Source organism: Bradyrhizobium genosp. P, assembly GCF_049949265.1.
In the GTDB taxonomy this organism is placed as follows: domain Bacteria; phylum Pseudomonadota; class Alphaproteobacteria; order Rhizobiales; family Xanthobacteraceae; genus Bradyrhizobium.
The window spans coordinates 2,117,206-2,139,235 of record NZ_CP188195.1 but is presented as its reverse complement, the minus strand read 5'-3'; the positions used below and the strand labels follow the sequence as shown (position 1 = coordinate 2,139,235).

Annotated in this window: 22 protein-coding genes and 2 pseudogenes; 7 read left to right on the top strand and 17 right to left on the bottom strand. The window is 64.0% G+C overall.

The window, feature by feature from the left end:
* The first annotated feature begins 160 nt into the window (after positions 1–160).
* Positions 161–607: a hypothetical protein gene (locus ACP2YO_RS10495; protein ID WP_426440802.1), complete on the top strand. Its 447-nt coding sequence runs from the start codon at positions 161–163 to the stop codon at positions 605–607.
* Positions 608–662: 55 nt separating this feature from the next.
* On the opposite strand, the pseudogene ACP2YO_RS10490 reads toward ACP2YO_RS10495, so the two are convergent.
* The 4 genes and pseudogenes from ACP2YO_RS10490 to ACP2YO_RS10475 all read right to left on the bottom strand — a co-directional run.
* Positions 663–1,021, bottom strand: a pseudogene (locus ACP2YO_RS10490) (CHAT domain-containing protein); the annotation flags it as partial.
* A gap of 397 nt (positions 1,022–1,418) precedes the next feature.
* A complete protein-coding gene (locus tag ACP2YO_RS10485) occupies positions 1,419–2,375 on the bottom strand; it encodes a DUF2778 domain-containing protein (RefSeq protein WP_426440801.1) in 957 nt (318 codons plus the stop codon).
* Positions 2,376–2,644: 269 nt separating this feature from the next.
* On the bottom strand, positions 2,645–5,026 hold the full coding sequence (locus tag ACP2YO_RS10480; protein ID WP_426440800.1) for an EAL domain-containing protein: 2,382 nt from the start codon (positions 5,024–5,026) through the stop codon (positions 2,645–2,647).
* 157 nt (positions 5,027–5,183) lie between these two features.
* Positions 5,184–5,609, bottom strand: a complete 426-nt coding sequence (locus ACP2YO_RS10475) for a DOPA 4,5-dioxygenase family protein (RefSeq protein WP_426440799.1) — start codon at positions 5,607–5,609, stop codon at positions 5,184–5,186.
* A 162-nt stretch (positions 5,610–5,771) separates the two neighbouring features.
* On the opposite strand from ACP2YO_RS10475, the gene ACP2YO_RS10470 reads away from it, so the two are divergent.
* The gene (locus ACP2YO_RS10470; RefSeq protein WP_426440798.1) at positions 5,772–6,482 is read left to right on the top strand and encodes a hypothetical protein; all 711 of its coding nucleotides are present in this window, start codon (positions 5,772–5,774) and stop codon (positions 6,480–6,482) included.
* Here the strand turns inward: ACP2YO_RS10470 and ACP2YO_RS10465 are convergent.
* Both ACP2YO_RS10465 and ACP2YO_RS10460 read right to left on the bottom strand, forming a co-directional pair.
* Complete coding sequence (locus tag ACP2YO_RS10465; RefSeq protein ID WP_426440797.1) at positions 6,479–6,793, bottom strand: PilZ domain-containing protein; 315 nt, start codon at positions 6,791–6,793, stop codon at positions 6,479–6,481. The genes ACP2YO_RS10470 and ACP2YO_RS10465 overlap by 4 nt on opposite strands.
* 18 nt (positions 6,794–6,811) lie before the next feature.
* The gene (locus ACP2YO_RS10460) at positions 6,812–7,465 is read right to left on the bottom strand and encodes a PilZ domain-containing protein (protein WP_426440796.1); all 654 of its coding nucleotides are present in this window, start codon (positions 7,463–7,465) and stop codon (positions 6,812–6,814) included.
* A 420-nt stretch (positions 7,466–7,885) separates the two neighbouring features.
* Between ACP2YO_RS10460 and ACP2YO_RS10455 the strand changes: the two genes are divergently transcribed.
* The 3 genes from ACP2YO_RS10455 (at position 7,886) to ACP2YO_RS10445 (ending at position 10,681) form a co-directional block, all read left to right on the top strand.
* Complete coding sequence (locus ACP2YO_RS10455) at positions 7,886–8,611, top strand: glutathione S-transferase family protein (RefSeq protein WP_426440795.1); 726 nt, start codon at positions 7,886–7,888, stop codon at positions 8,609–8,611.
* 18 nt (positions 8,612–8,629) lie between these two features.
* Complete coding sequence (locus ACP2YO_RS10450; protein WP_426440794.1) at positions 8,630–9,442, top strand: enoyl-CoA hydratase; 813 nt, start codon at positions 8,630–8,632, stop codon at positions 9,440–9,442.
* Positions 9,443–9,640: 198 nt separating this feature from the next.
* Positions 9,641–10,681 (top strand): IS110 family transposase, encoded by a 1,041-nt coding sequence (locus ACP2YO_RS10445; RefSeq protein ID WP_426434766.1) that lies wholly within the window; start codon positions 9,641–9,643, stop codon positions 10,679–10,681.
* A gap of 1,037 nt (positions 10,682–11,718) precedes the next feature.
* Here the strand turns inward: ACP2YO_RS10445 and ACP2YO_RS10440 are convergent.
* The 7 genes and pseudogenes from ACP2YO_RS10440 to ACP2YO_RS10410 form a co-directional block, all read right to left on the bottom strand.
* The gene (locus ACP2YO_RS10440) at positions 11,719–12,711 is read right to left on the bottom strand and encodes an aldo/keto reductase (protein WP_426440793.1); all 993 of its coding nucleotides are present in this window, start codon (positions 12,709–12,711) and stop codon (positions 11,719–11,721) included.
* Positions 12,712–12,762: 51 nt separating this feature from the next.
* Positions 12,763–13,326 carry a carboxymuconolactone decarboxylase family protein gene (locus ACP2YO_RS10435; protein WP_426440792.1) on the bottom strand — a complete coding sequence of 188 codons (564 nt, stop codon included), beginning with the start codon at positions 13,324–13,326 and terminating at the stop codon, positions 12,763–12,765.
* A 68-nt stretch (positions 13,327–13,394) separates the two neighbouring features.
* Positions 13,395–13,928, bottom strand: a complete 534-nt coding sequence (locus ACP2YO_RS10430; protein WP_426440791.1) for a VOC family protein — start codon at positions 13,926–13,928, stop codon at positions 13,395–13,397.
* Positions 13,929–14,349: 421 nt separating this feature from the next.
* Positions 14,350–15,132 (bottom strand): SDR family NAD(P)-dependent oxidoreductase, encoded by a 783-nt coding sequence (locus ACP2YO_RS10425; RefSeq protein WP_426440790.1) that lies wholly within the window; start codon positions 15,130–15,132, stop codon positions 14,350–14,352.
* A gap of 60 nt (positions 15,133–15,192) precedes the next feature.
* A pseudogene (locus ACP2YO_RS10420) lies at positions 15,193–15,324 on the bottom strand (NAD(P)-dependent oxidoreductase); the annotation flags it as partial.
* On the bottom strand, positions 15,324–16,193 hold the full coding sequence (locus ACP2YO_RS10415) for a hypothetical protein (RefSeq protein WP_426440789.1): 870 nt from the start codon (positions 16,191–16,193) through the stop codon (positions 15,324–15,326). The gene ACP2YO_RS10415 and the pseudogene ACP2YO_RS10420, both read right to left, overlap by 1 nt.
* A 32-nt stretch (positions 16,194–16,225) precedes the next feature.
* On the bottom strand, positions 16,226–16,936 hold the full coding sequence (locus ACP2YO_RS10410) for a TetR/AcrR family transcriptional regulator (RefSeq protein WP_426440788.1): 711 nt from the start codon (positions 16,934–16,936) through the stop codon (positions 16,226–16,228).
* An 83-nt stretch (positions 16,937–17,019) separates the two neighbouring features.
* On the opposite strand from ACP2YO_RS10410, the gene ACP2YO_RS10405 reads away from it, so the two are divergent.
* Together ACP2YO_RS10405 and ACP2YO_RS10400 are read left to right on the top strand one after the other, a co-directional pair.
* Positions 17,020–17,583, top strand: coding sequence for a transporter substrate-binding domain-containing protein (locus ACP2YO_RS10405; protein WP_426440787.1), 564 nt, complete (start codon positions 17,020–17,022; stop codon positions 17,581–17,583).
* A gap of 27 nt (positions 17,584–17,610) precedes the next feature.
* Positions 17,611–17,808: a hypothetical protein gene (locus ACP2YO_RS10400; RefSeq protein ID WP_426440786.1), complete on the top strand. Its 198-nt coding sequence runs from the start codon at positions 17,611–17,613 to the stop codon at positions 17,806–17,808.
* Between the two features lie 68 nt (positions 17,809–17,876).
* Here the strand turns inward: ACP2YO_RS10400 and ACP2YO_RS10395 are convergent, their stop codons facing one another.
* The 4 genes from ACP2YO_RS10395 to ACP2YO_RS10380 form a co-directional block, all read right to left on the bottom strand.
* Complete coding sequence (locus tag ACP2YO_RS10395; RefSeq protein ID WP_426443125.1) at positions 17,877–18,755, bottom strand: SMP-30/gluconolactonase/LRE family protein; 879 nt, start codon at positions 18,753–18,755, stop codon at positions 17,877–17,879.
* A gap of 35 nt (positions 18,756–18,790) precedes the next feature.
* Positions 18,791–19,861, bottom strand: a complete 1,071-nt coding sequence (locus ACP2YO_RS10390) for an aldose epimerase family protein (RefSeq protein ID WP_426440785.1) — start codon at positions 19,859–19,861, stop codon at positions 18,791–18,793.
* 2 nt (positions 19,862–19,863) lie between these two features.
* Positions 19,864–20,793 (bottom strand): Gfo/Idh/MocA family protein, encoded by a 930-nt coding sequence (locus ACP2YO_RS10385; RefSeq protein WP_426440784.1) that lies wholly within the window; start codon positions 20,791–20,793, stop codon positions 19,864–19,866.
* A gap of 94 nt (positions 20,794–20,887) precedes the next feature.
* Positions 20,888–21,913, bottom strand: a complete 1,026-nt coding sequence (locus ACP2YO_RS10380; RefSeq protein WP_426440783.1) for a histone deacetylase family protein — start codon at positions 21,911–21,913, stop codon at positions 20,888–20,890.
* Positions 21,914–22,030: the final 117 nt, after the last annotated feature.

The following is a 22,030-nucleotide window of genomic DNA, read 5'->3' as shown; positions in this document are numbered from 1 at the left end:
TGCGGCTGGCAGGCCGGGAGTTCAGGCGGCGAGGCCGGTCCCCGGGCATCCCGGGCCGATGCCCGGTCGAATGGCGCATGGTGCGCTGCCTTCGCGTAATTTTGGCGGACATGCGTATCATGGCCACCTCGCCTGGGAGGGCGGACGGTGGCGCCATGAGATGCACAACGGACGCAATGGCTGGTGGTGGGATGTCGGCGGCGCTTGGTATTTCTACCCGCAACCAATGGAGGGGCCGCCGACCTATGTCTCGGACGTTGAGTTTATGGACGACGGCGGTGCGGATGAGCCGCCGGTTGCAGGAGGCTATCCGCCTCCGCCTGCTGGATACGCACCGCCTCCAGCAGCTTACGCGCCGCCGCCTCCGCCACCGCCGGATCCGGCTGCAAGCGTCGTCGGAGGTGCTGTGGTCGGCGGCTTGCTTGGCGGGCTTCTAACCCACAGGCCGCTCGGCGCGGTGGCAGGCGCTGTCGCAGGCGGAACGGCAGGCGCGATCGTGGGAGCTCAGGCTGCACAGCGTCCCGGATATTATTGGTCGCAAGGCGCATGCTATTTTCGCTATCCGTCAGGACAGTACGTTCCGGTCGATCCCGGCAATTGCGGTTGAAGGTGAGCATGATCTTTCGGGAAACGGTCTCCACCGTTCCGGATCATGCTCCGGACTAACCGCCCTCGCCGACCAGAACGAACGGAGCCCACATCGCGGGCTCCGCATTCCTCGGATCAGATGGATCGGCGATCAGCGCCAGCATCGACCGGCGCAAGCAGCGCCCGCGCGCCGGCATAGAAAAACGCCCGCGCGAGGCCGGACAGGCCTTCGGCGCCAGGCTTGTCGCCCGCGGCCGTGTTGCACCGCCCAATCGGCATCCAGCGTCAGCCTGGCGACGCGGCTCGACGTCAGCAGCCCGTCATCGTCGGCTGTTGGATGTGCCGGCAAGGTCAGCACCAGCGCCGGCTCGCTTAACCCCTTCACTTCCCCCGCGACGAGGCCGTGGGTTGCGAAATCGATCACGCTGTACTGATCGGCACGGCGCTCGAGCATCATCAACGAGTTGACCAGGATGTTGGAGGTGCGGAGCGTCGAGGCGGCGTCCTGGAAGTGCAGCTTGATCGTCAGCGCGGCATTGAGCCGTTCGGCGGCCTCGTTGTAGCGGCCGAGGTTGTGCAGGAACATGCCCTCATTGTGCAGCACGTCGGCAAAATTCATGTTGTTGGTGCCCTGCTGACGTCGCACCAGCTCTTCCAGGCGCTGAGCGATCTTTAGCCCGTCCTCAAAGCGGCCATCAAGATCGTGCGGCGAAAGCGGCGGCGTTCGTCAGTCATCGCGACCTCGCAAGGGGTCACGATGTTTCGCAGACGATGCGCATGATGGAAAGATCAAATCGGTCACCGGCAAAGCGGTGACCTCTACGGTGGCCCTACGAGTTCGACGGCGAGCGCGTCGCGGCTGATTGCGTGTCCCGGATGCTGACCACAACAGCGATGCGCCTGATCACGCCGCTGCGATAGGCTTGCAGGAACCTGTCGTAGTTCTTCACGGAGATACAGCCGTTGGAGTCGCCGTTCGGGCCAAGCATGTAGGGATGGACGAGCAGACCGACGCGTCCGAACGTCTCGCTGCCGTCGACCGGCGTCATGCGCAGCGCTGGCACGCCGTGGAACAGTTTTTCGCGCGGCTTCATCTCATACACACCGGGCGGCGTCGCACCGGCGTTGCGGGCGTTCACGTGTGCCGGATCGTCCAGGAGGTCGCCGAGACCGGAATGCGCCTCGAACTTGGTGCCGTCGGGCATATACACGACGCGCGCGGTGATGTCGTAGACTGCGGTCGTGCCATCATAGCCGAGCGCACCGAGATTGGGACTCGGACCGGAAAGCAGCCCGCCGTTCGGATCGAGCGAAGCCAGTTGCAGCTTCCCCGGCATCATGTCGGCGATCTTCTGCAGGAACGTCCGGTTATCGGCCTGCTGCACCGGCGGGGAGGCCGGCTGATCGTTCCGCGCGAGCAGGTTGGCCTCCGCCGGCCGGGATCGCGGCATCGGCACGGTTGTTGTCGCGACGGCAGACGCGGCCGCCGGTTGGCTCGGCAGATCGGTCTGCGACTCACGCAATTGGCCGCCTAGCGCATCTTCGATCTGATCGAATTCGGATTTGAAATCGCCGCGGTCCGAACGGACACCGCGGCGGGATGGATAATAGAGCGAAGCCGAGTTGAGGGTGGACCGGGAGCCGAAGCGATCATCGAAGGTCAGCGCAGCGCTGGTGTTCGCAAGCGCCGATCCGTGCCGCCACGCGGTTGGATCAAGTCCGACAATCCAGGCCGCGAAGACAGACGACAAGGCAAGCGCGCCGACGGCAAATGCCGTGCTGCCCACCAAAGACTTGCCGCGGCTCAGCCCACGCCCGGCAGCTTTCGTCGTTCTCTGACCCATCCATCCCCAAGTTCGGTGCACTGGACCATGTACCGGCCCAAGCGGGATTCACCGATTGCTCATCATATCAGGGAATCAGAGTAAGGCATATTCGAGATCGAGGAGGCCTGGGTACGTTTTTTTAGCCTCTTTGGGGGTTAAAAAACGACGGCGAATCAATGCCTAAGGGCTAAACTATCGAAAAAATGTCCCGATCCGGGACAATTCCGGCCTCAGGCGATCTTCTCTTCCCGCAGGGTGAGCACCGGGACCGGCTTGCCGATGGCGTAGCCCTGAACGTAGTCGACCCCGATATGGCGCAATTCGTCGAGGATGGCGAGGCTTTCGACAAACTCCGCAACCACCTGCTTCTGCATGATCTTCGCCGTCTTGGTGATCATCTCGACCATCGCACGATCGACCTTGCTGTGCAGGATCTCCTTCACGAACGAGCCGTCGATCTTGATGAAATCGACCGGCAGGTGCTTCAGATAGGCGATCGACGACATGCCGGTGCCGAAATCGTCGAGCGAGAAGCTGCAGCCGATTTCCCGCAAGCGAGCGATGAACTTCTGTGCGTCGTCCAGATTGGCGATCGCGCTGGTCTCGGTGATCTCGAAGCACACCAGCGTCGGCGGCACGTCATGTTGGGCAAACAGCTCGGCGACGAAGTCGACGAACTCGCCATCGCCGATGGTAGCGCCGGAGAGATTGATGGCGTAGCCAGCCACCTTGCGCAGGCTGTGCTTGCGTTCCGCGATGATCTCGAAGGCGCGGCGCACCACCCAGCGGTCGATTAGCGGCATCAAACCGTAGCGTTCGGCGGCGGGCAGGAAGCTGCCGGGCGGCACAAGGGCCCCGGTTTCGTCGCGCAGGCGCAGCAGCAGTTCGCGCCGCTCCTGGCCCTTCAGCGCGGCAGTCACCGGACGGATCTCCTGCTCGTAGAGACAGAAGCGCTCTTCGTCCAATCCCTTGCGGATGCGCTGGACCCAGCTCATCTCGGCGACGCGCACCGTTGTGTCGATATCCGACGGACGATGCTCCTGGACGCGGTTGCGTCCCTTGTCCTTGGCAAGGAAGCAGGCGACGTCGGCCAGCCGCAGCCCGTCCTGCACGCCGGCGCAATCGCCAAGCTTGACCAGACCGATGCTCGCGCTGATCCGGAAGCCCGAACTCTCATAGACGAAGCTCGACTGCTCGACCACGGCCCGGATCCGTTCCGCGACATCGGAGGCGGTTTCACGCCCGCCGGAATTGCCCTCGCGCAACAGAATACCGAACTCGTCGCCGCCGAGACGCGCGACCAGCCCACCGCCGCCAACCTCGGCCGCCAGCAGCTTGGCCACCTGTTTCAGCAGCCGGTCGCCGGCCATATGGCCGCAGGTGTCGTTGATGATCTTGAACTGGTCGAGGTCGATCAGCATCAGATCGGCGCCCCCGTCCGACGATCCCGACATCGACTTGTGAAGCTCGAACTCGAACTGCCGCCGGTTGGCGAGCCCGGTGAGGGCGTCATGCGATGCCGCCCACGCCAGTTCCTCGACCAGCCGCCGCTCCGCCGTCATGTCATGAATGATCATGACCCTGCCGGCCCAGTGGCCGACATGCGTGATCGGGGTCTCGACCACCGAGACCGGCACGCTGGACTGGTCGGGCCGCAGCAGAAGCCGCTGCGGCGGCCGACTTTCACCGTCAGCCTCGGTGATCTGGAATGACCCCTGCACCGGCTGTTCGGAGATACTGAACAGGGATGAGACGGGCCGGTCAGTCGCGTCTTGCCCTGCCATGATGAGACGCTCCGCGGCCGGATTCATGTAGCTGACGCAATCGTCCGGCGTCGTCACGATCACGGCGTCGCCGATCGAGGCCAGGGTGAGTTGGGCGCGCTCCTTCTCCTCGGCAAGCGCGGTCTCGGCCAGCCAGCGGCGCAGCAGCATCCGCCGCGTGTGGAACACAACGATGCCGGCGAGGCACGCCGCAATGACGACGTTGATCAGCAGCAACAGCGAGGAGACCTGGCGCGACGCCTGCCCCAGATGATCTGAGAAGTCGACGGCGAGTGCGCTCAGCGCCGCGTCGACAACGCTGATCCGTTCGGCCCAGTGCCTGATGGTCGCAGCCGTCGGATCGTGCAGTGCAACGTCGTTTGCGGCCTGGTTCCGGATCTCGATGAGCTGATCGAGCAACACATCCGAATTCCGCCAAGCCGTCACCGCTCCAGCGACGTGATGTATCTTGCGGAAATATTTGAACAGCCAGATCAGTCCGCCGATGTCGTCATCATGATTGCCCGCTTTAGCAAAGGCTGTGCGCGCCGCGGCGTCGTTGTTGCCGGGCGATTCGAGGGCGAGCCGCGCGACGCGATCGGCCAGTGGCACCGCGATCGCGGCGTCGAACTTCTTCAGATAGTCCGGCGCGCCGGTGCTGACATAGATCTGCAGATAGTGGATGGCGTCCTTCTGCCCTTTCGACCAGAAGCTCTCCCCGGCCACATAGGCCCGCACCGCGGACATCACCTGAAGGCTGCCGGCCGACAGACAGGCCTGCAGCAGCACGATCGCGATCAGCGGTCCAACCACCCGCCAAAGTGACCAGCTTCGAAACGAGAAGAACATGCCCAATGCGCCCTGCCCGATATTTGTTGGGCGAAGCGTAAGAATGGCGACTTAATCCCACGTTGCAAAACGCGATGAGTTTGAAACAACTTGGTCGTAGAGCAGTTGCATCAAATTTTACGCGTCCGGCCCCATTGCGAGAGCCCGCCGCCGGCGCTCAGGGACGTAGCGTCGGCGTCGTGTTCGGTGCCGGCGCCCGCTCCATCTCGGCCTCTTCGGGCAGCTTGTCGGCATGGACGCCAAGCGGCGTCCCGATCCAGAGCGGATCGGCGTGGTGATCACGGCGCGGATTCGTCGTGTTGGGATGGACCAGAATGCTCAGGGTGCCATGGTTCAGCATCAGCCACGGCACCAGCACGGGAAACAATTCGGTCGCAAAGGCCACCTGATACATCGCCTGATCATGCGGACCGACCTTGACGTCGTGCCAGCGCCCAAGCGTGACCAGGAAGCGTTCGCCGATCCAGTGGCGCAGGCGCTCCGCCTCGCCCCGACTGGTCGCGGGATCGTAATAGACATGGGCGTGGAAGCTCGCGATCTCGCCGATCGTTCGTGGCGCCACATCGCTCATCTGGTCAGTCATCGTGTGTATCCCTTATGCCCACTTCCGACTTAGGAGCGAGGACCTCCGCCGTCAATCCGGCAGAGCACCCGGCCGCCGGACCTCCCCTCCGCCGCAAATGCCGTATTTGATTTACCGCATTTTCCATCTAGCCTAGGGACAGGTTGAGATCGGGGCGCCCCCATGGCCAATTTTGGCTGGACACGCGTCAAGGACCCTGCACCCGCTGTGGACGCCGACATCGGCTTCGGCGGCCTCACCGACCCTTTGGCGTTTCTCGCAGCCCTCGACAAGGCCGTGCCGCGCTATCTCGACCTCGTCGACAATGGCGCGCTGGTCTATCCGGCCTGCAAGCGCAAGCCGGGCGACATCCAGGGCGATCTCCGCGCGGTATGGGAGCACACGCGGCTCGAAGCCATGCGCTATATCCCGATGGTGCCGCGGCAGGACACATCGCTGCTGGTCGATCCGGCCCGCCAGGCCGAGATGATCGACGCCTTTCTGCGCCAGCAACCGCACGAGAAGACCGTCATCGATTTCACCGGAACGGCGATCGACGATTACGGGATCGCGATCTACGCCGCGCTGAACTGGCTCAACCATTGCGTCACGATCTCGGATGCCGATCCGCATCAATTCTCGGGCACGTTGCGCAGCTTCCGCAAGGTCATGGTCGTGGCGCAGCAATGGTGGGCGATCGACGGCGCTGCCGAGCGTTGCAAGCAGATGCTCGAGGCGCGCGAACGGCCGCCGCTGGTGTTCTTTCTGCTTTGGGCCGAATGCACCCACCTCGCCAGGGACATCGCGCTGGCGGCGGCACGCGGCGCCGCCACGCCGGACGACGCGCTATCACGGGTGCAGGCGGCGCAGGACCCGGAAGAGCTGATCGGCTAGACGACAGTGTCATTGCGCGCCGACCGCGCCGCCTTCTTGCCGCGCTTCAGGAAGGTGACGCCGATCTGATCGCCATTGACCCAGGCGAGCTTGCAGCGCCGGTAGGCAAGCCCCTGCGACGACAGCAGCAGGAAGAACTCCTTCAGATGCAGGCCTTCGATCGAGGCGCCGACGGTCAGCTTCGCGCCGTTCTCGGAGACGTCCTCCATGGTGCATTCGCGGCGCCAGGTGCCGTCGATTGCCATCAGTTGCGCCGGCATCGGGTGCTCGAACCTGATGCGCGGAAACGATCGTCGCTCGCGGCCGGTCATGGTCGGCGCCTCATCTTGTCACGCCGCGCTATCAGCATCGGCGGAGGCCGGCTGAAGCTCCCTGCCCTTGCGCGAAATCAGGCGCAGCAGATCGCTCTGCCGGTAGGTCTCGACGAACCTGATGGCGAAACCGTTCGGCAGGTGGCGGACCACGCGCCCGATGTACGCACCGACGGCGAGCGGCATGCCGACAGGCGGTTGCACCTCGGAGGACACGGCTGCACCCGACAACGAGACGTCGATCAGGAAGCAACCCAACGTGCTGCCATCTGCCAGGGTCAATACGGCGTGCGGCACCACTGGCACGAAGCGCGGATTGTCACGCGCCTCGAGGATGCTCGGATCCTTCTGCTTCTTCTCGATCCAGGTCAGCTTGTCGGCGAATTTCTCGCGCATCGGGCGCGTCATCTCGAGCTCGAACAGGAAGCTGCCGTTCATGGTGTCGGTGATGCAGCCTTCGAACTTGCCGAATTCCTCGAAATAGGACGTCAGCCGGTCGCCGATCCTGCCGACAACTGGGACGTCGACGATCATGCGAAACGGCGAGACGCGCGTGGTGCGGCAGGCGAAGGTGCGCAGCCGCCCCTGCGGGTCGTACCAGTTCGGCAACGTGTAGCTGCCGTCGACGGTGATCTTGACCGCGCGCTGCTTGAGAAACTTTTCAACAGACACGGCAAGTCCCCAATGGACGCGATCTGACAGTGCAAGTTTCGGGTGATTGACTTTCCCAGCCGGCCCGGTCGGCCGCCCGTCACGACGCTGCGCCGGCAGCCATGCTGCGGCTCGCGCCACAACGCGAACGCAGAATCCACCCCCGGGCACGCGTGCCGTACGGTGTACCAGTGAATTGCTAAGGAAGATTAAACCGGATGGAGCCCGGGCGCGGAACTGTAGCGCCGAACCGTTTCTCAGAAGTTTATTTTTCATACCGCACAACTACGGGGGTGAACACTGGGAAACACGCCGTGCGCATCAGACCACCATCCCAGGCGGGATGACTAGCCTGTGGTTTTCGCTACACTCCGCGCGATTGCAGGAAGAGTGGCGAAGACCCGCAATGCGAACCACAACAGGGGCCTGGAAGCTACGCTGATGATGATCCTTCACCATGGCTGGAGATCCAGCGCATCGCGCCGCGTGCGGCTGTGTCTCGAGGAGAAAAACCTCGCCTATGAGGGTCATGTCGTCGACATGGCCAGGATGGAGCACCATTCCGCGGACTATCTGAAGATCAATCCGCTCGGCGTGATCCCGACCCTGATCCACGACAGCCAGCCGCTGCACGAGAGCGGCACGATCTGCGAATATCTCGACGAGACCTTTCCCGACCCGCCGCTGCGGCCCGCAACGCCCTACCAGCGCGCCGCGATGCGCAACTGGATTCGCCACATCGACGGCCTGATCGGCAACCTCATCATCTTCAACTGGCGCCATCATCTGCAGAAGGTCGCGGCGCAATGGTCGGACGAGGAACTCGCCGCCAAGCTGAAGAGCATCCCGAGCAAAGAGCGCCAGGAGGCGTGGCAGCGTGTGGCGCGGAAGCCCTACACCGAAGAAGAACGCGATGCCGCGCGCGCCAAACTCATTCAATTGCTCGACAAGATGGAGGCGGCGCTGGCCTCCTCCGGCTGGCTGGTCGGCAATGCCTATTCGATCGCCGATATCGCGGCGGCTCCCTTCGTCAAGCGGATCGATGAGGAGATCGCCCCCGATGAGATGACCGCAAGCCGGCATCCGCGCGTCAATGAATGGTGGGCAAAGGTGCAGGCGCGGCCGGCCTATGCCCGCGCCAATTTCGGCCCGTTCCTCGAATCCTGAACCAGACTGGACCTTCTCATGCTCAACGCTCCCCACACATCGCTCGCCGACGGCAAGATCCTGCAAAGCGTGATCGACGGCGTCGGAATCATCACCTTCAACAATCCCGACAAGCGCAATGCGATGTCGCTGGAGATGTGGGAGGGGTTTGGCCTGGCGCTGACCGCGCTGCGCGACGATCCGGGTGTCCGGGTCGTGATCCTGGTCGGCGCCGGCGACAAGGCCTTCGTGTCGGGCGCCGATATCAGCCAGTTCGAGAAAACCAGGCACAACGCGGAAGCCTCCGAGGAATATTCCCGGCGCAGCGCCGCACAACGCGCCCTGTTTGCCGATTACCCCAAACCGACCATCGCCTGTGTCCGCGGCTTCTGCCTCGGCGGCGGCATGCAGGTTGCGATGCTGGCCGACATCCGCATCTCCGGCGCCAGCGGCCAGTTCGGCATTCCGGCCGCCAAGCTCGGGATCGCCTATGGCTATGACGGATTGCGCCATCTGGTCTCGCTGGTCGGCCCGTCCTGGGCGCGGCTGATCATGTACACGGGCATGCGGATCGATTCCGCTGAAGCGCTGCGGATCGGGCTGGTCGATCGCGTCCTGCCGGATGCCGAGCTGTGGGATGCGACCATGGAGATCGCGCGCACCATCTCGGGCAACGCGCCGCTCGCGATCAAGGCCGCCAAGATCACCATCGCGCAGGTGCTGAAGGATCCCGCCGATCGCGACATGGCCGCGATCAAGCAGGTCGGCATCGATTGCATGGACAGCGAGGATTTCCGCGAGGGGCGCCGCGCCTTCATGGACAAGCGCAAGCCGGACTTCAAGGGGCGGTAGGTTCTCCGTCGTCGTCCCGGCCCCGCGTCGTCCTGGCGAAAGCCAGGGGACCCATAACCACCGTATCTGATTGTGAACGGGATCGCGGCCCCAGCCTCGTAAAACAATTCGCATTTGGGGTTGATGGTGTGGACGGCCCCCTACGGCATCAGTGTGCCAGAATGAGGTTGTTGCAAATCTCAGACAAGGGAGCCGTCCGTGAGAGAGATTATCCGCATTGGAATGGATACGTCGAAGTATATTTTTGTGCTGCATGGGGTTGATGCGGCGGAACAGCCTGTGTTGCGCAAGAAGCTTGCGCGCAAGCAGGTGCTGGAGTTCTTCGCCAAGTTGCCGCCGACCGTGATCGGGATGGAGGCCTGCGGGGCCTCGCACCATTGGGCACGGGAGCTTCGCAAGCTGGGCCACGAGGTGAAGTTGATGGCGCCGCAATTGGTGAAGCCCTATGTGTCGCGGAACAAGAACGACGGTCGGGATGCGGAGGCGCTGTGTGAAGCGATGAGCCGGCCGAGCATGCGGTTCGTGCCGGTCAAGACGGTCGAGCAGCAGGCCGCGCTGATGCTGACGGGTGTCCGCGCTGGATTGATCGCCCGGCGCACCCAGCTCGGCAATATGATCCGCGGCCATGCGGCGGAGTTTGGCCTGATCGGGGCCCAAGGGACCGACAAGATCGAGCCGCTGCTGGCGCGGATTGCGCAGGACGAGACGCTTCCTGCCCTGGCACGCGAGCTGTTTACGGTGCTGGGCCGCGACTACACCAGACTCGTGGGCGAGCTGCAGGAGATCGAAGCCAGATTGATGGCCTGGCACCGCTCCGACGCCGTGGGCCGGCGTCTGGCGCAGATCCCTTCTGTCGGGCCGATCGTTGCAACGACGCTCGTGATGAAGACACCCGATCCCCATGCTTTCCGCTCCGGCCGTCACTTCGCAGCCTGGCTCGGCCTCACCCCCCAGGATCACTCCACCGCCGGCAAAACCAGGCTTGGCAGGATCACGCGGGCGGGCGACGAGGACCTGCGCCGCCTGCTGGTGATCGGGGCAACGGCGGTCATCCAGCAGGCCAGACGCGGGCGCGGCCATCACTCGCGCTGGCTGCTGGCCCTGATCAAGCGCAAGCCACCGAAGCTTGCCGCCGTGGCGCTCGCCAACAAGGTGGCCCGCATCGCCTGGAAGCTGATGGCGACCGGCGAGAGTTATGACGCCGCACGGATCAATGCCACCGCGGCAGTCGCCGTCTAACAGATTGGCCGGCTGGCGGGCTCGCTCGTCAGCCGACCCGGAGCTGCAGGAGCAGATGGAGCGATCGATCGAGCAACGATGCGAGACAGTCCGTAGGACCCATCGGCCGTCAACAGGCCGCGTGGTTGTTTGGAACTCGCATCGCGCAAACCATCTTGGCCAGCGATCCATCCGATCGCACTCAAAAGGCCGGACATATGGATGCAAGCGATCCGATCCGCTCAAAAAGCTCTTGTGCCACGGGGGCCGTCCACATATGGGTCCTAGCTTTCGCCAGGACGACACTGAATGTGCTGCGCGGTCTGTGAGTCGTAGTATCGCGTTCTCGCGACATGAATTGTCCGAGCTTTGCATTTCGTTTGCCCCCTCATTGTGTAGAGGGCGCAGGGAAAGCCGGGTGCCGATTGCACCCATGGGCCCGGTGCAACAGAAAGCACCGGGGTAGGACCACAGGTGTAACCGGAAACAACCCGGCTTTCCCTGCGCGATGGGTTACGGCTTATACGTGCTCTCCCCGGTGAGACTGGGCTCTTTTGTCACCGTCGTCAGCAGAGAGATTTCCCCTCTGCTGATGAGACACCTGCCACCAGGGCGTCAGGCCTGCACGACTTCGCCGTCCGCTGTCTGCCACGATCGTCCATCGTGACATCGGCGTCCACCGCATCCCACCGCAACACTCGTGACGACCGCGACGCGCCCCTCAATCGGGTGAGACGGGTGGATTCATACACTGAGTTGCGCTTCTGATAAAACGAAATATTTTTATTGCGAGGGCTTGCGACGTCGGGCAAATCAGTGATTGACGCGTGAGGGAGACACCGGCGGAAGGGTTCCCTCCCCCCTTGCGGGGGAGGGTTAGGGAGAGGGGTGCCGCACGGCGTGCTTTCTCCGTACCGGTTACGGCGGCGAAAGATTGCGAGAGTGATGCGCTCGTCGATCAGTTCGCCCGGGGCCACCCCTCTCCCCACCCTCTCCCGCAGGGGTCCCGCAAGGGGGGAGGGAACCCTTCCGCCGGTGTCTCCCTCACGTCGTGGCGGCTACTTGTCCAGCATCTGCATCAGCGCCGCGTTGTAACGGTCGCCGCTGACCTGGCCCGGCGCGAACATGTCGGCGATCTCTGCGATCCGCGCCTCGTTGAGACGGATATCCAGCGCACCCAGATTCTCGGCGAGGAAGGCCAGCGTGTCGCAGCCGCAGATCGCGATCATGCGCGGGTTGCGGTTGAGCAGCCAGGCCAGCGCGAGCTGCGCGACGTCACAGCCAAGCTCGCCCGCGATGACGCCGAGCCGGTCGACCAGCGCGACATTGTTCGGAAAATTCTCTGCCGAAAACCGCGGAAAATGCCGGCGCACATCCTTCGGTCCGAGTTGATCGAGGCTGCGCAGCCGGCCCGTGAGCATGCCGCGACCGAGCGGCGAGAACGCCATCAAGGTGACGTCGAGTTCGTCGTACACGCCGAGCATCTCGTCCTCGACGTCACGGGTCCAGAGCGAATATTCGGCCTGTACTGCCGTGATCGGATGCACGGCGCAGGCGCGCCGCAATGTCTTCGCCGAAACCTCGCAGAGGCCGAGCGAGCGAACCTTGCCTTGCCGCACGAGCTCGGCCATCGCACCGACCGTGTCCTCGATCGGAACCTGCGGGTCCAGCCGGTGCTGGAAATAGAGATCGATATGATCGGTGCCGAGGCGGCGCAGCGACTCGTCGCAGGCCTTGCCGACATAGGCAGGATCGCCGCAGATGCCGAGGCCCTTCTCGGCCCTGACATAGCCGAACTTCGACGAGATCAGCACCTCATCCCGGCGTCCCTGCAATGCGGCAGCGACCAGTTGCTCATTGTGCCCCCAGCCATAGTAATCGGCGGTGTCGATCAGGCTGATCCCCTGATCGATCGCGCGGCGGATCACCGCTTTCGATTCATCGTCCGATCGCGCGCCATAGGCATTGCTCATGGAGTAGCAGCCGAGCGCCATGGCGGCGGTCCGGACGCCGGTCCCGCCGAGTTGCCGCTGGAAGAATAGATCGTGCATCTCTTATCCGCCTCCCGGCGTCGCCATCAGGGTTTGATCTCTCTGACTGTCCTAGCTTGCTCGTGGTCGCCGGCTCGCTTCATAGACGGTCATGCCGGCGGCCGGGTCGAGGTCGGTCTCGGTCGCCTCCGTCAAGCGCGCCATCATCATGTAGAAGCCGATGGCAAGGATTGTCTCGACGATCTCCTGTTCGCTGAAATGCGCGCGCATCGCGGCAAAGGTCGCATCCGGTACGCGGACATTGTCGATGACCTCGCGTCCGAAGGCGAGCAGCGCGCGTTCCGCGGTGCTGAAGGCGTCGCTGTCGTATTGCCCGCTTTCGACGCCGTCGATCTGCTTCTGCGTGACCCCGACGCCGAGCGCGATCGGCACGTGCTGGCGCCACTCATAGGCACCGCCCTCCCTTTGTGCCGCCTGCAAGATCAGCAATTCACGGTTGACGTGGCTAAGCTTCTGCTTGTGCAGGAGGGAGTTGGCGAACCGCATCGCCGGAATGAAGTTGGTCTCGGCGTGCGCCAGCATGCGGAAGATGTTGAGCTTGACCGGCATGCGGTCGAAGGCCGTGCGCATGTCGCCAGTGGTTGCTTCCGGATCAATCAGTGGCAGCCGTGACATGTCGGTCTCCTTCTCGTCTTGTTGTTGCTCGAGCTCAAGCTGTTGCCGGCACGATCTTGCCAAAGCGCTTAGCGGCTCTTCACGTCGCGGATTGGATCGGAGCCATCCCAGTTCAACGCTTCCTGCCGGATGCGCTCGAAGAAGCGCCCCTTGCCGCCGCTGATGTCCGATATCTCGATGATGGTTCCGGGATGGGCTTCGGTATCGAAATAGGCGAAGCGGCCCTGTTCGCCGCCGATCTGCCCCTCGTGTCCGACCTTGTAACCAAGCGACAGCGTGCGGTCGTAGAGCGCCTGGTAATCCCTGGTCCAGAACGACATATGCTGCAGGCCCTCGCGCCCGGCGTCGAGGAATTCCTTGTACATCGAGGGCGCGTCATTGCGCTGCTGGATCAGCTCGATCTGCAGATCACCCGAATTCGCTAGCGCGACGCTCATCTCCATGTCGGACGCCTTGCCGCGGTGGCGGAAGTAATCCGTCTTGACGCGATCGATGTAGTACCAGGGGCCGACGCCCATCACCTTGACCCAGTGATCCATCGCCGCGCGGATGTCGCGCACCACATAGCCGTTCTGGCTGACGGCGCCGAAGATGCGGCTCATGAGGTTTCCCCACTCGTCATTCTGTTCTTGCTGGAAGGATCGGGTGCGAATTCAGCGCGATAGGCCCCTCACCAAACGCCCGAGATTTGTCGTCGTTGCACCGTCTTAGTGCCTTCTGGAAACGTTTTCAACGTCGACTTCTTATTACCAATCAACGTGATGAAAATGTTATAGTATTTTTAGAGAAACGATGCCGGGTATGATGAACTTCGCCCCGCAAAATCGTCTTGCCCGGCCTTGTGCGGGGCATCCACGTCTTGGTTACCACGCGAGAAAGACGTGGATGGCCGGGACATAGGCGAGCGAAAGCGACGCCGTCCTTCAGACGGCTGTGCCCGGCCATGACGAATGTGGAAACGCCGGCACCGAACTCGCCGGTGTCAAATGTGTTGGTCCTACCCGAACCCGATCCCACCCCGCTTCAGCTCTTCTCACTCACCGGCACCGTGTAGTTGAGGATCAGCCGCCCGCCGTCGGGATAGATGGTCTGCCCGGTGATGTAGGACGCATCGTCACTGGCAAGGAACGCCACGACGGAGGCAATCTCGCTCGGCTCGCCGCAGCGGCCGGCCGGGGTCCGCGACAGCACGCTGCGCCGCGCCTCGTCGGACGAGAAGATCGCAGTCGCCACCATCTCGGTCAGGATCGTACCGGGCCCGACGGCGACGACGCGGATGCCGTGCGGCGCCAGCGCCACCGCCGCCACCGAGGTGAGCTGCTTCATCGCGCCCTTGGACATGGCGTAGGTCGCAAGCGAGGGGATCGCGAGCAGCGCGTTGACCGAGGACATGTTGACGACGACCCCGCCGCCGCCTTGCGCGATCATCTGGCGGGCCGCGGCCTGGACGCCGAAGAACGCGCCCTTGAGGTTGATCCCCATCACATCGTCGAACTCGGCTTCCGTGATCTCGAGGAAGTCCCGGTTGCGCGCGACGCCGGCATTGTTGACCATGACGTCGAGCCGGCCGAATTCCTTCACCGCCGTGGCGACGATCCGATCGACATCGGCGCGCTTGCTGACATCGGCTTCGACAGTGCGCAGATCATTGCCATGCCCGAGATCGCGGGCAGCCTCGGCCAGCGCTGTGACGTCGACATCCGAGATGACGACCTTGGCACCATCGGCGAGAAAGCGCTCGGCACAAGCCCTGCCGATGCCGCGCGCCGCGCCCGTGATGGCGACGACCTTGCCGGAAAATTTCATGACAGTGCCTCCAGGATGAACCTGCCCGGAGGAATAGCGCATCCTGCCTCAACAGGGAACGCCGCGCATTTTTATGTCGTAGGCGGTGACGGTAACGCCCTGCTTGCGCAGGTCTTCGGCAAGGATGCGGCCGGCTTCGCCATAGCCGAGCAGGCCGACCTGCCATTGCATTGGATCGCTGGAGATGGTCATCAGTTCAAATCCCGTGTTGTGTCGTCAAACAACTCGTCAACTGCGATGCGCCGGGGAATCAAGGCCTGCTGGACGCAATAGTCGATGATCAGATCCAGCGACTTCCGGCTCGCATCGATGCCGAACGGCAGCAGATCCGGCGTAGCGGGCGGCCCGGCGCCGGCCTTGCCGCGCTTGAGGAGATCGTAGAGGTCCCGCACCACGTCAGGCCGCGACACCGCCAGCCGCTCCGTCACCACCACCAGATGATTGACGGGGACAACGCCGTGCCGCCGGTACCAGCGCGCAGCCTCATTGGTCGGATCGGCGAATAGCGGCTGCAGCGCCGGATCGCTTGACGCCTCGCCCAGCACTGCGTCGAGCTCGCCTCCCTTCAGCATCTGGAGGATGGTCTTGCCATCAGGCGCGCGCTCGGTTTGATCGACATATTCGGCGACATGCGGGTCCTCGAAGGTGACCCAATTGATCCGGTCGAGATTGACGCCGTAGTCGTTGGCAAGAATGCCGCGCATCCACGCTCCGGTGGTGGTCGTGAACGAGCGGATACCGACCCGCTTGCCTTCGAGATCGGCCGGGGCAAGTGTGGCGCCGTCAGCGCGGCGGAGCGCGTAGCCGTGCTGGAACCGGCCGACCATGACCGCCGGCAACAGCACCAGCGGCTTGCCGTGCGCTTTCGCCACCAGATAGGTCACGATGGCCATCTCGCAGATATCGAACGCCTGCTCACGCACCATCGGCTTGAACGCGGCATTGGTCGGCGTGAACTCGATGAAATCTAGATCGAACAGATCGGAGCGCAGCGCGCCCGTCTTCAGCGCGGCGACATGCGGGTGATTGCCGAGTACCGTGCGCAGCCGGAGTTTATCCATGTCAGCGAACTCCAGAATCGACAGGCTCGTCCTCAGGTCCTGACCGGGGCCGGCGCCTTGCGCCTTAGTGGCGGCGCTTGATCGAGCGGCGTTGCCTGCAGCGAGGCGACGGTTGCGCGCACCAGCTGTTCGATGGCGTGGCCGGCATCGGTGCCATCGGCACTGCCGCGCGACAGGCGCGAAACGCGCTCCGGCGTCACCAGCGTGTAGTACAGCGCGCCGAGCAGGAAATGGCCGCGCCAGACGATGTCAGTGCGTGGAATATGCGGCAGGCTTTCACAGATCGCGTCGATGAAGGCGTGGCTGGTGTCATCGAAGGTCTGCGCGATAATGCGACGCACGACCTCGTTGCCTTCGGCCGACATCACCGCCCGCAACCGCGTGAAACGCGTCCCGCCGCCGGCGAGGTCGCTGCCCGAGCTGAACGCCGGCAGCACATAGGCACGCACGATCGCCTCCAGCCGGTCCTGCAGGTCGCGCACCCGCTTCGCGGCCGCCAACAATTCGGAGCGGCGCAGGTTCATCGGGCCGCAATGGCGCCGATAGATCTCGAGCAGTAGCCCGTCCTTGGTCTTGAAATGATACGTCACGCTGCCAGGATTGGCGCCGGCCGCCTGCGCGATGTCGCGCACCGACACGGCGGTGAAGCCGTGGGTCGAGAACAATTCCTCCGCCGCAGCGAGGATCGCCTCGCGCATGTTCGGCTTGCGTGCGCTGGCAGCATTGGCGAGCTTGCGAACCATATTTGTACTATCGTACAAGAAATCAGGTCGCGTCAACAAGCGGCGCAAGGCGGGTAGCAAGCATGGCAACGCTCTCCAGAATAATGTCGACGCGCCTTCGCAGAATCGGCCTCGCCTGCATCATTGCCACGCTCGCGGCAGCTTCGGCGCAGGCCGGCGATGAGAAAGCCATGCTGGCGCCGACCGGAAAGCTGCGCGTCGGCGTCTATCCGGGCAGCCCGACTTCGCTTTTAACGGACCCTGCCACGCATCAAACCCATGGTCTGAGCCACGATCTCGGCGAGGCCTTTGCGAAGCGGCTGGGCGTACCGGTCGACTATGTCACGTTCCAGCGCATTGCCGACGTGATCGCCGCGATCAAGAACGCCGACGTCGATTTCACCATCTCCAACGCGACGCCGGCCCGCGCCAATGATGTCAGCTTCAGCCCAATCCTTGTCGCCGTCGAGCTCGGTTATCTGGTGCCGCCCAACTCCACCATCATGAGCGCGGATGAGATCGACCAGCCCGGTGTCCGCATCGGCGTCACCAAGGGCGGCACCTCGGAACGAACGCTCGGTGCCAAGTTCCCCAACGCCAGGATCGTTCCCGCCGAGAGCGTCACGGCGGCGGTCGGTATGTTCGGCCGCGGCGAGATCGATCTCTAGGCGACCAACAAGCCGACGTTGTTCCAGATGGCGGACGCCTTGCCGGGCGCGCACATCCTCGATGGCAATTGGGGACTGGAGCACATGGCGGTCGCGATCCCGAAGGGGCGCGAGCAGGCAATGCCCTTCGTCGCCAGCTTCGTGAAGGACGTGCAAGGCAACGGAACGCTGACCGAGGCCGAGCAGGAGGCAGGATTGCGCGGCGCGGTGAAGGCGGACCAATAAGGCTGGATTCTTGTTTGACGCGTTTTCTTCACGCGAACCGGTATCCACTTCGCTCGAAAACGCTCTTGTTAGAACAACCTGACATCCGGCTCAGCCCGGCCGCGCGCCGCAGCGTCGAGCACGAAGGTCTTGCCATGCTCGGGATCGGCGGCGCGCTGCGCCTCGTCCATGTCCTGCCAGGCCGAAGTGACCAGCACGCGCGAGAAGTCGCGGCCGACAAAGGCCGGGCAACTGGATTGGCTGGCCGGTACCCGCAGCGAGCGTAGACGGCGCCCGGCAGGATCATAGATATCGATGCAGCCGCCGCCCCAGCGCGCGTTCCAGATCAACCCGTCGGCATCGACGATCGCGCCGTCGATGCCGCCGTTGCCTTCATGTTTGATGAGCACGACGGGTTCGCCGATCGGCAATCCGGTCGATGGATCCAGCGGCACGCGATACAGCATGTTCTTCCCGGTATCGGCGAAATAGCCGATGTCACCCTTGGGTGAAAAACAGATCGCGTTTGAGATAGTGATCCCGGGATAGAGCCGCTCGATGCGGCCGCGGTGCAGCGCATAGATCGCGCCTGCCCCCTTCTCCGCATGTCGCCCCATGGTGCCGAGCCAGAACGTGCCCGACGGATGCACCCGCGCATCGTTGGAACGCGTCACCGGGTTGTCGGCTTCGAGCGCGGCAAACAGCTCCATCCGTCCGTCGGCGATCTGCCTGACATAGAGCCCATCGTCGGTAAGGATGAGCTGGCGCTCGCCGTCGATCCGCGCCAGCGCGCTTGCCATTTTCGGCAGCGCGTGAATGACGGTGCGTGCGTCTGCAAAGCGGTGCTCGAACAGGCGGCGCTCGCGGATGTCGAACCACCAGGCGGTATCGGTCGCGGCGTCATAGGTCGGTCCCTCGCCGAGATGGCAGCGCTCGTCCGACAGCACCGATGTCGGCACCTCCTCCATCAACTCGTTGGCGGTCCGGTCAGTCATTGCAGTCCTCACAGCGTTGAGAAGCGATAGACGATGGTGCGGCGATAGATCTGCCCTGGATCGAGCCGTGCCGACGGAAAGTCAGGACGGTTCGGCGTATCCGGCCAGGCGTGCGGCTCGAGACAGAGCGCATCCGATTGGCGGTACAGAAGGCCGCCCTTGCCGGACGTCGAGCCGTCGAGGAAGTTGCCCGAATAGAACTGCAACCCCGGCTGATCGCTGAACAGCTCCATCACCCGGCCGCTGCGCGGCGCCTCGAGGCGCGCGGCGAGGCGAAGGCCGGTCCCCGACGCCAGACAGTAATTGTGATCATAGCCGCGCCCGAGCCGCAGTTGTTCGTCGTTCATCCGAATCCGCGAACCGATCGCCATCGGCGTTCGGAAATCGAACGGCGTGCCCTCGACCAGCCGGGGCGGCTCGGGCAGCGGGATCGCCGTGCCGTCGACGGCAAGGAAGCGCTCCGAGGGGATCGTCAGCCGGTGATCGAGAATTGGCCTGCCTGAGCGCGCGCCGTCGAGATTGAAGAAACTGTGGTTGGTCAAATTGAGGAACGTCGAGCGATCGGTGGTCGCCTCATAGGTCACCGAGAGCTCCGTCGCGCTGCGCACGCGATAGGTCACGCGCGTCTCCAGATTGCCTGGATAGCCTTCCTCGCCATCCGGACTTGCGCGTTCGAGCACCAGCGTCGGCCCCGGACTGTCGCTGACGTCGACGATCCGCCACAACTGGCGATCGAAGCCCTGCGGGCCACCATGCAAGGCGTTGGAACCGTTGTTGGCGTCGAGCGTGACCGCCGCGCCGTCGAGCACGAAGCGCGCGCCGGCGATCCGGTTGGCATAGCGCCCGATGGTTGCGCCGAAGAATTTGCGCTGCGCCAGATAGCCGTCGAAGTCGTCATAACCAAGAACGATGTCGTCGCAATGCCCGTCGCGATCGGGCGTCATCAGCGTTTGCAGCGTAGCGCCGAACGGAATGATCGCGGCTTCAAAGCCGTGGCCGCCGCGCAGCGTCACGCGCTCGACCACCGAACCATCGGGCAATTGGCCAAAAGGCGCGCGATCGATCGTGTCCGATGTCATGATCAGTCCTCAAATGCCTCGACGACGCGTCGTCGCCCCAGCATGAAGCTGTCGGCGACGAGCTGCAAGGGCGCCAGATCGACGTCGGACTTGCCTTCCGACGCCAGCGCCAGGAAGCGGCGATAGAGTGCGGGATATTCCTCTTTCGCGGCATCGACGATCAGCCTGTCGCCATCGCGCAATTGCGCTCCGCCTTTCGACAGCGTCACTGGCCCCGCATCGGTCTCGATCAGGATGTCCCAGGTCTGCGGCCCGGTCTGGCGGAAATCGAACTCGGCGCGAACAGGCAGTCCAGTCTCATCGGACAGTTCCAGTTCCGCGGCGATCGGCGCATCCCGATTCGAGGGAAAGGCCAGCTCCGCGTGCCGGACAAACACCGGCCGCAGCAGGAGATGGGTCAGGATCGACAGCGCGTTGATGCCGGGATCGAACACGCCGAGACCGCCGGCTTCGAAGATCCAGGCCTGGCCAGGATGCCAGACGCGCACGTCTTCCTTCCAGATGATCGTCACCTTGGCGATGCGGCGGCCGGCGAGCAAATGCCGCGCCGGCTCGACTGCCGGCGCGTAGCGCGAATGCCAGGCCGCGAACAATGACCGGCCCGCGTCCTGCGCGGCTGTCATCAGCGGCGTGAGTTCGGCAACGGTCGCGCCCGGTGGCTTCTCCAGCAGCACGTGCTTGCCCGCAGCGAGCGCGGTGGCGGCCTGCGCACGACGCACCTGCGGCGGCGTGCAGAGTGCGACAGCGTCGATCGCGGGGCCGTTGTGCAACAGCTCCTGCAAACTGTGGAAGTGTGGCAACTCCGGCGGCAACTTGACGGGATCGACCACCGCGACGAGGGCGGCGCCCGCGGTCTTCGCGATCGCCGGCACATGCCGCCGGCGCGCGATCTCGCCGAAGCCGACAATGGCGATGCGAAACGTCTCGCTCATGGCCTACCCCCTCTGATCGCGACGTCCGCGCCACTCCTCCTTATACCGGAAGACCAGCGAGCCGCCCACCGAGACGTGTGCGGCATCGCGGTATCTACCGCGCGGCCTCGAACCCTCCAAGCACCGCCGTCAAATTGGCGCCGAGGATATCGGAGAGATAGCCGCCCTCCTGCACCAGCACGGTCGGCAGGCCGAACCGCGCGAGCCCTTCCCCAATGCGACGGAAGCCGTCGGTCGTCACCGCAAGGCCGGCAAGAGGATCGTGCTCGGAGGCATCGAGGCCGAGCGCGACAACGAGCGCGGTCGGTGCGAAGGCGCGGATCGCCTTTTCCGCGCCAGCGAGCGCCTGCATGTAGGCATCATCGCCGGTGCCCTTGGCCAGGGGAATGTTGAGATTGGCGCCGAGCCCACCTCCGGCGCCGCGCTCATGCGCATAGCCCCAGACGAACGGATAGAAGAACGAGGGATCGGCGTGGATCGAGACGGTAAAGACATCAGGCCGTTCGTAGAAGATGCCCTGCGTGCCGTTGCCGTGGTGCACATCGACATCGAGGACCGCGACGCGCTCGTGCTTCTGGCGCAGATGCTCGGCCGCGATGGCGCTGTTGTTGAGGAAGCAGAAGCCGCCGGCGAGATCGCGATAGGCGTGATGACCGGGCGGACGGCACAGCGCGTAGACGGCGTCCTCGCCGTCGAGCACCATCTGTGCAGCCGTGACCGCGACATCGCTCGACGCGCAGGCGCCGGCCCAGGTGCCCGGACCGATCGGGGCCGCGGTGTCGACGGTGTGCCAGCCGAGCTTGCCGACAATATGGGTCGGATAGGTGCCGGCATTGCGAACCGGGTGCACGTTCGCGATCATTTCCGGCCCCGCATTGCCGAGCGCGGACCACTCTTCCCAGGCTCCAGCGAGGAAGCCCAGATATTCCGGGCTGTGCACGCGGGCGCGCGGCCCCTGCCCGAACGCGGTCGGTTCGATCAGCGTGTGCTTCCCTGCCTTCAATCCCGCCAGCAGACGATCGGCGCGCTCCGGCTGTTCGGTGGTGCGCTGGACCACGCCGCGCACCAGGAAGAATTGCGGATCATGGCTGCGGTGCAGGTCGCTGTAGACGGCTTTCACGGATGACTCCTGTCGCTGAACGGTAAGATCGATTTAACTGCATGGCGCAGATTGTCGACAGATTATTCGCGCGCGCCATTGCACCACAACGGGAATGCCTCACCGACTGGGAGCCCT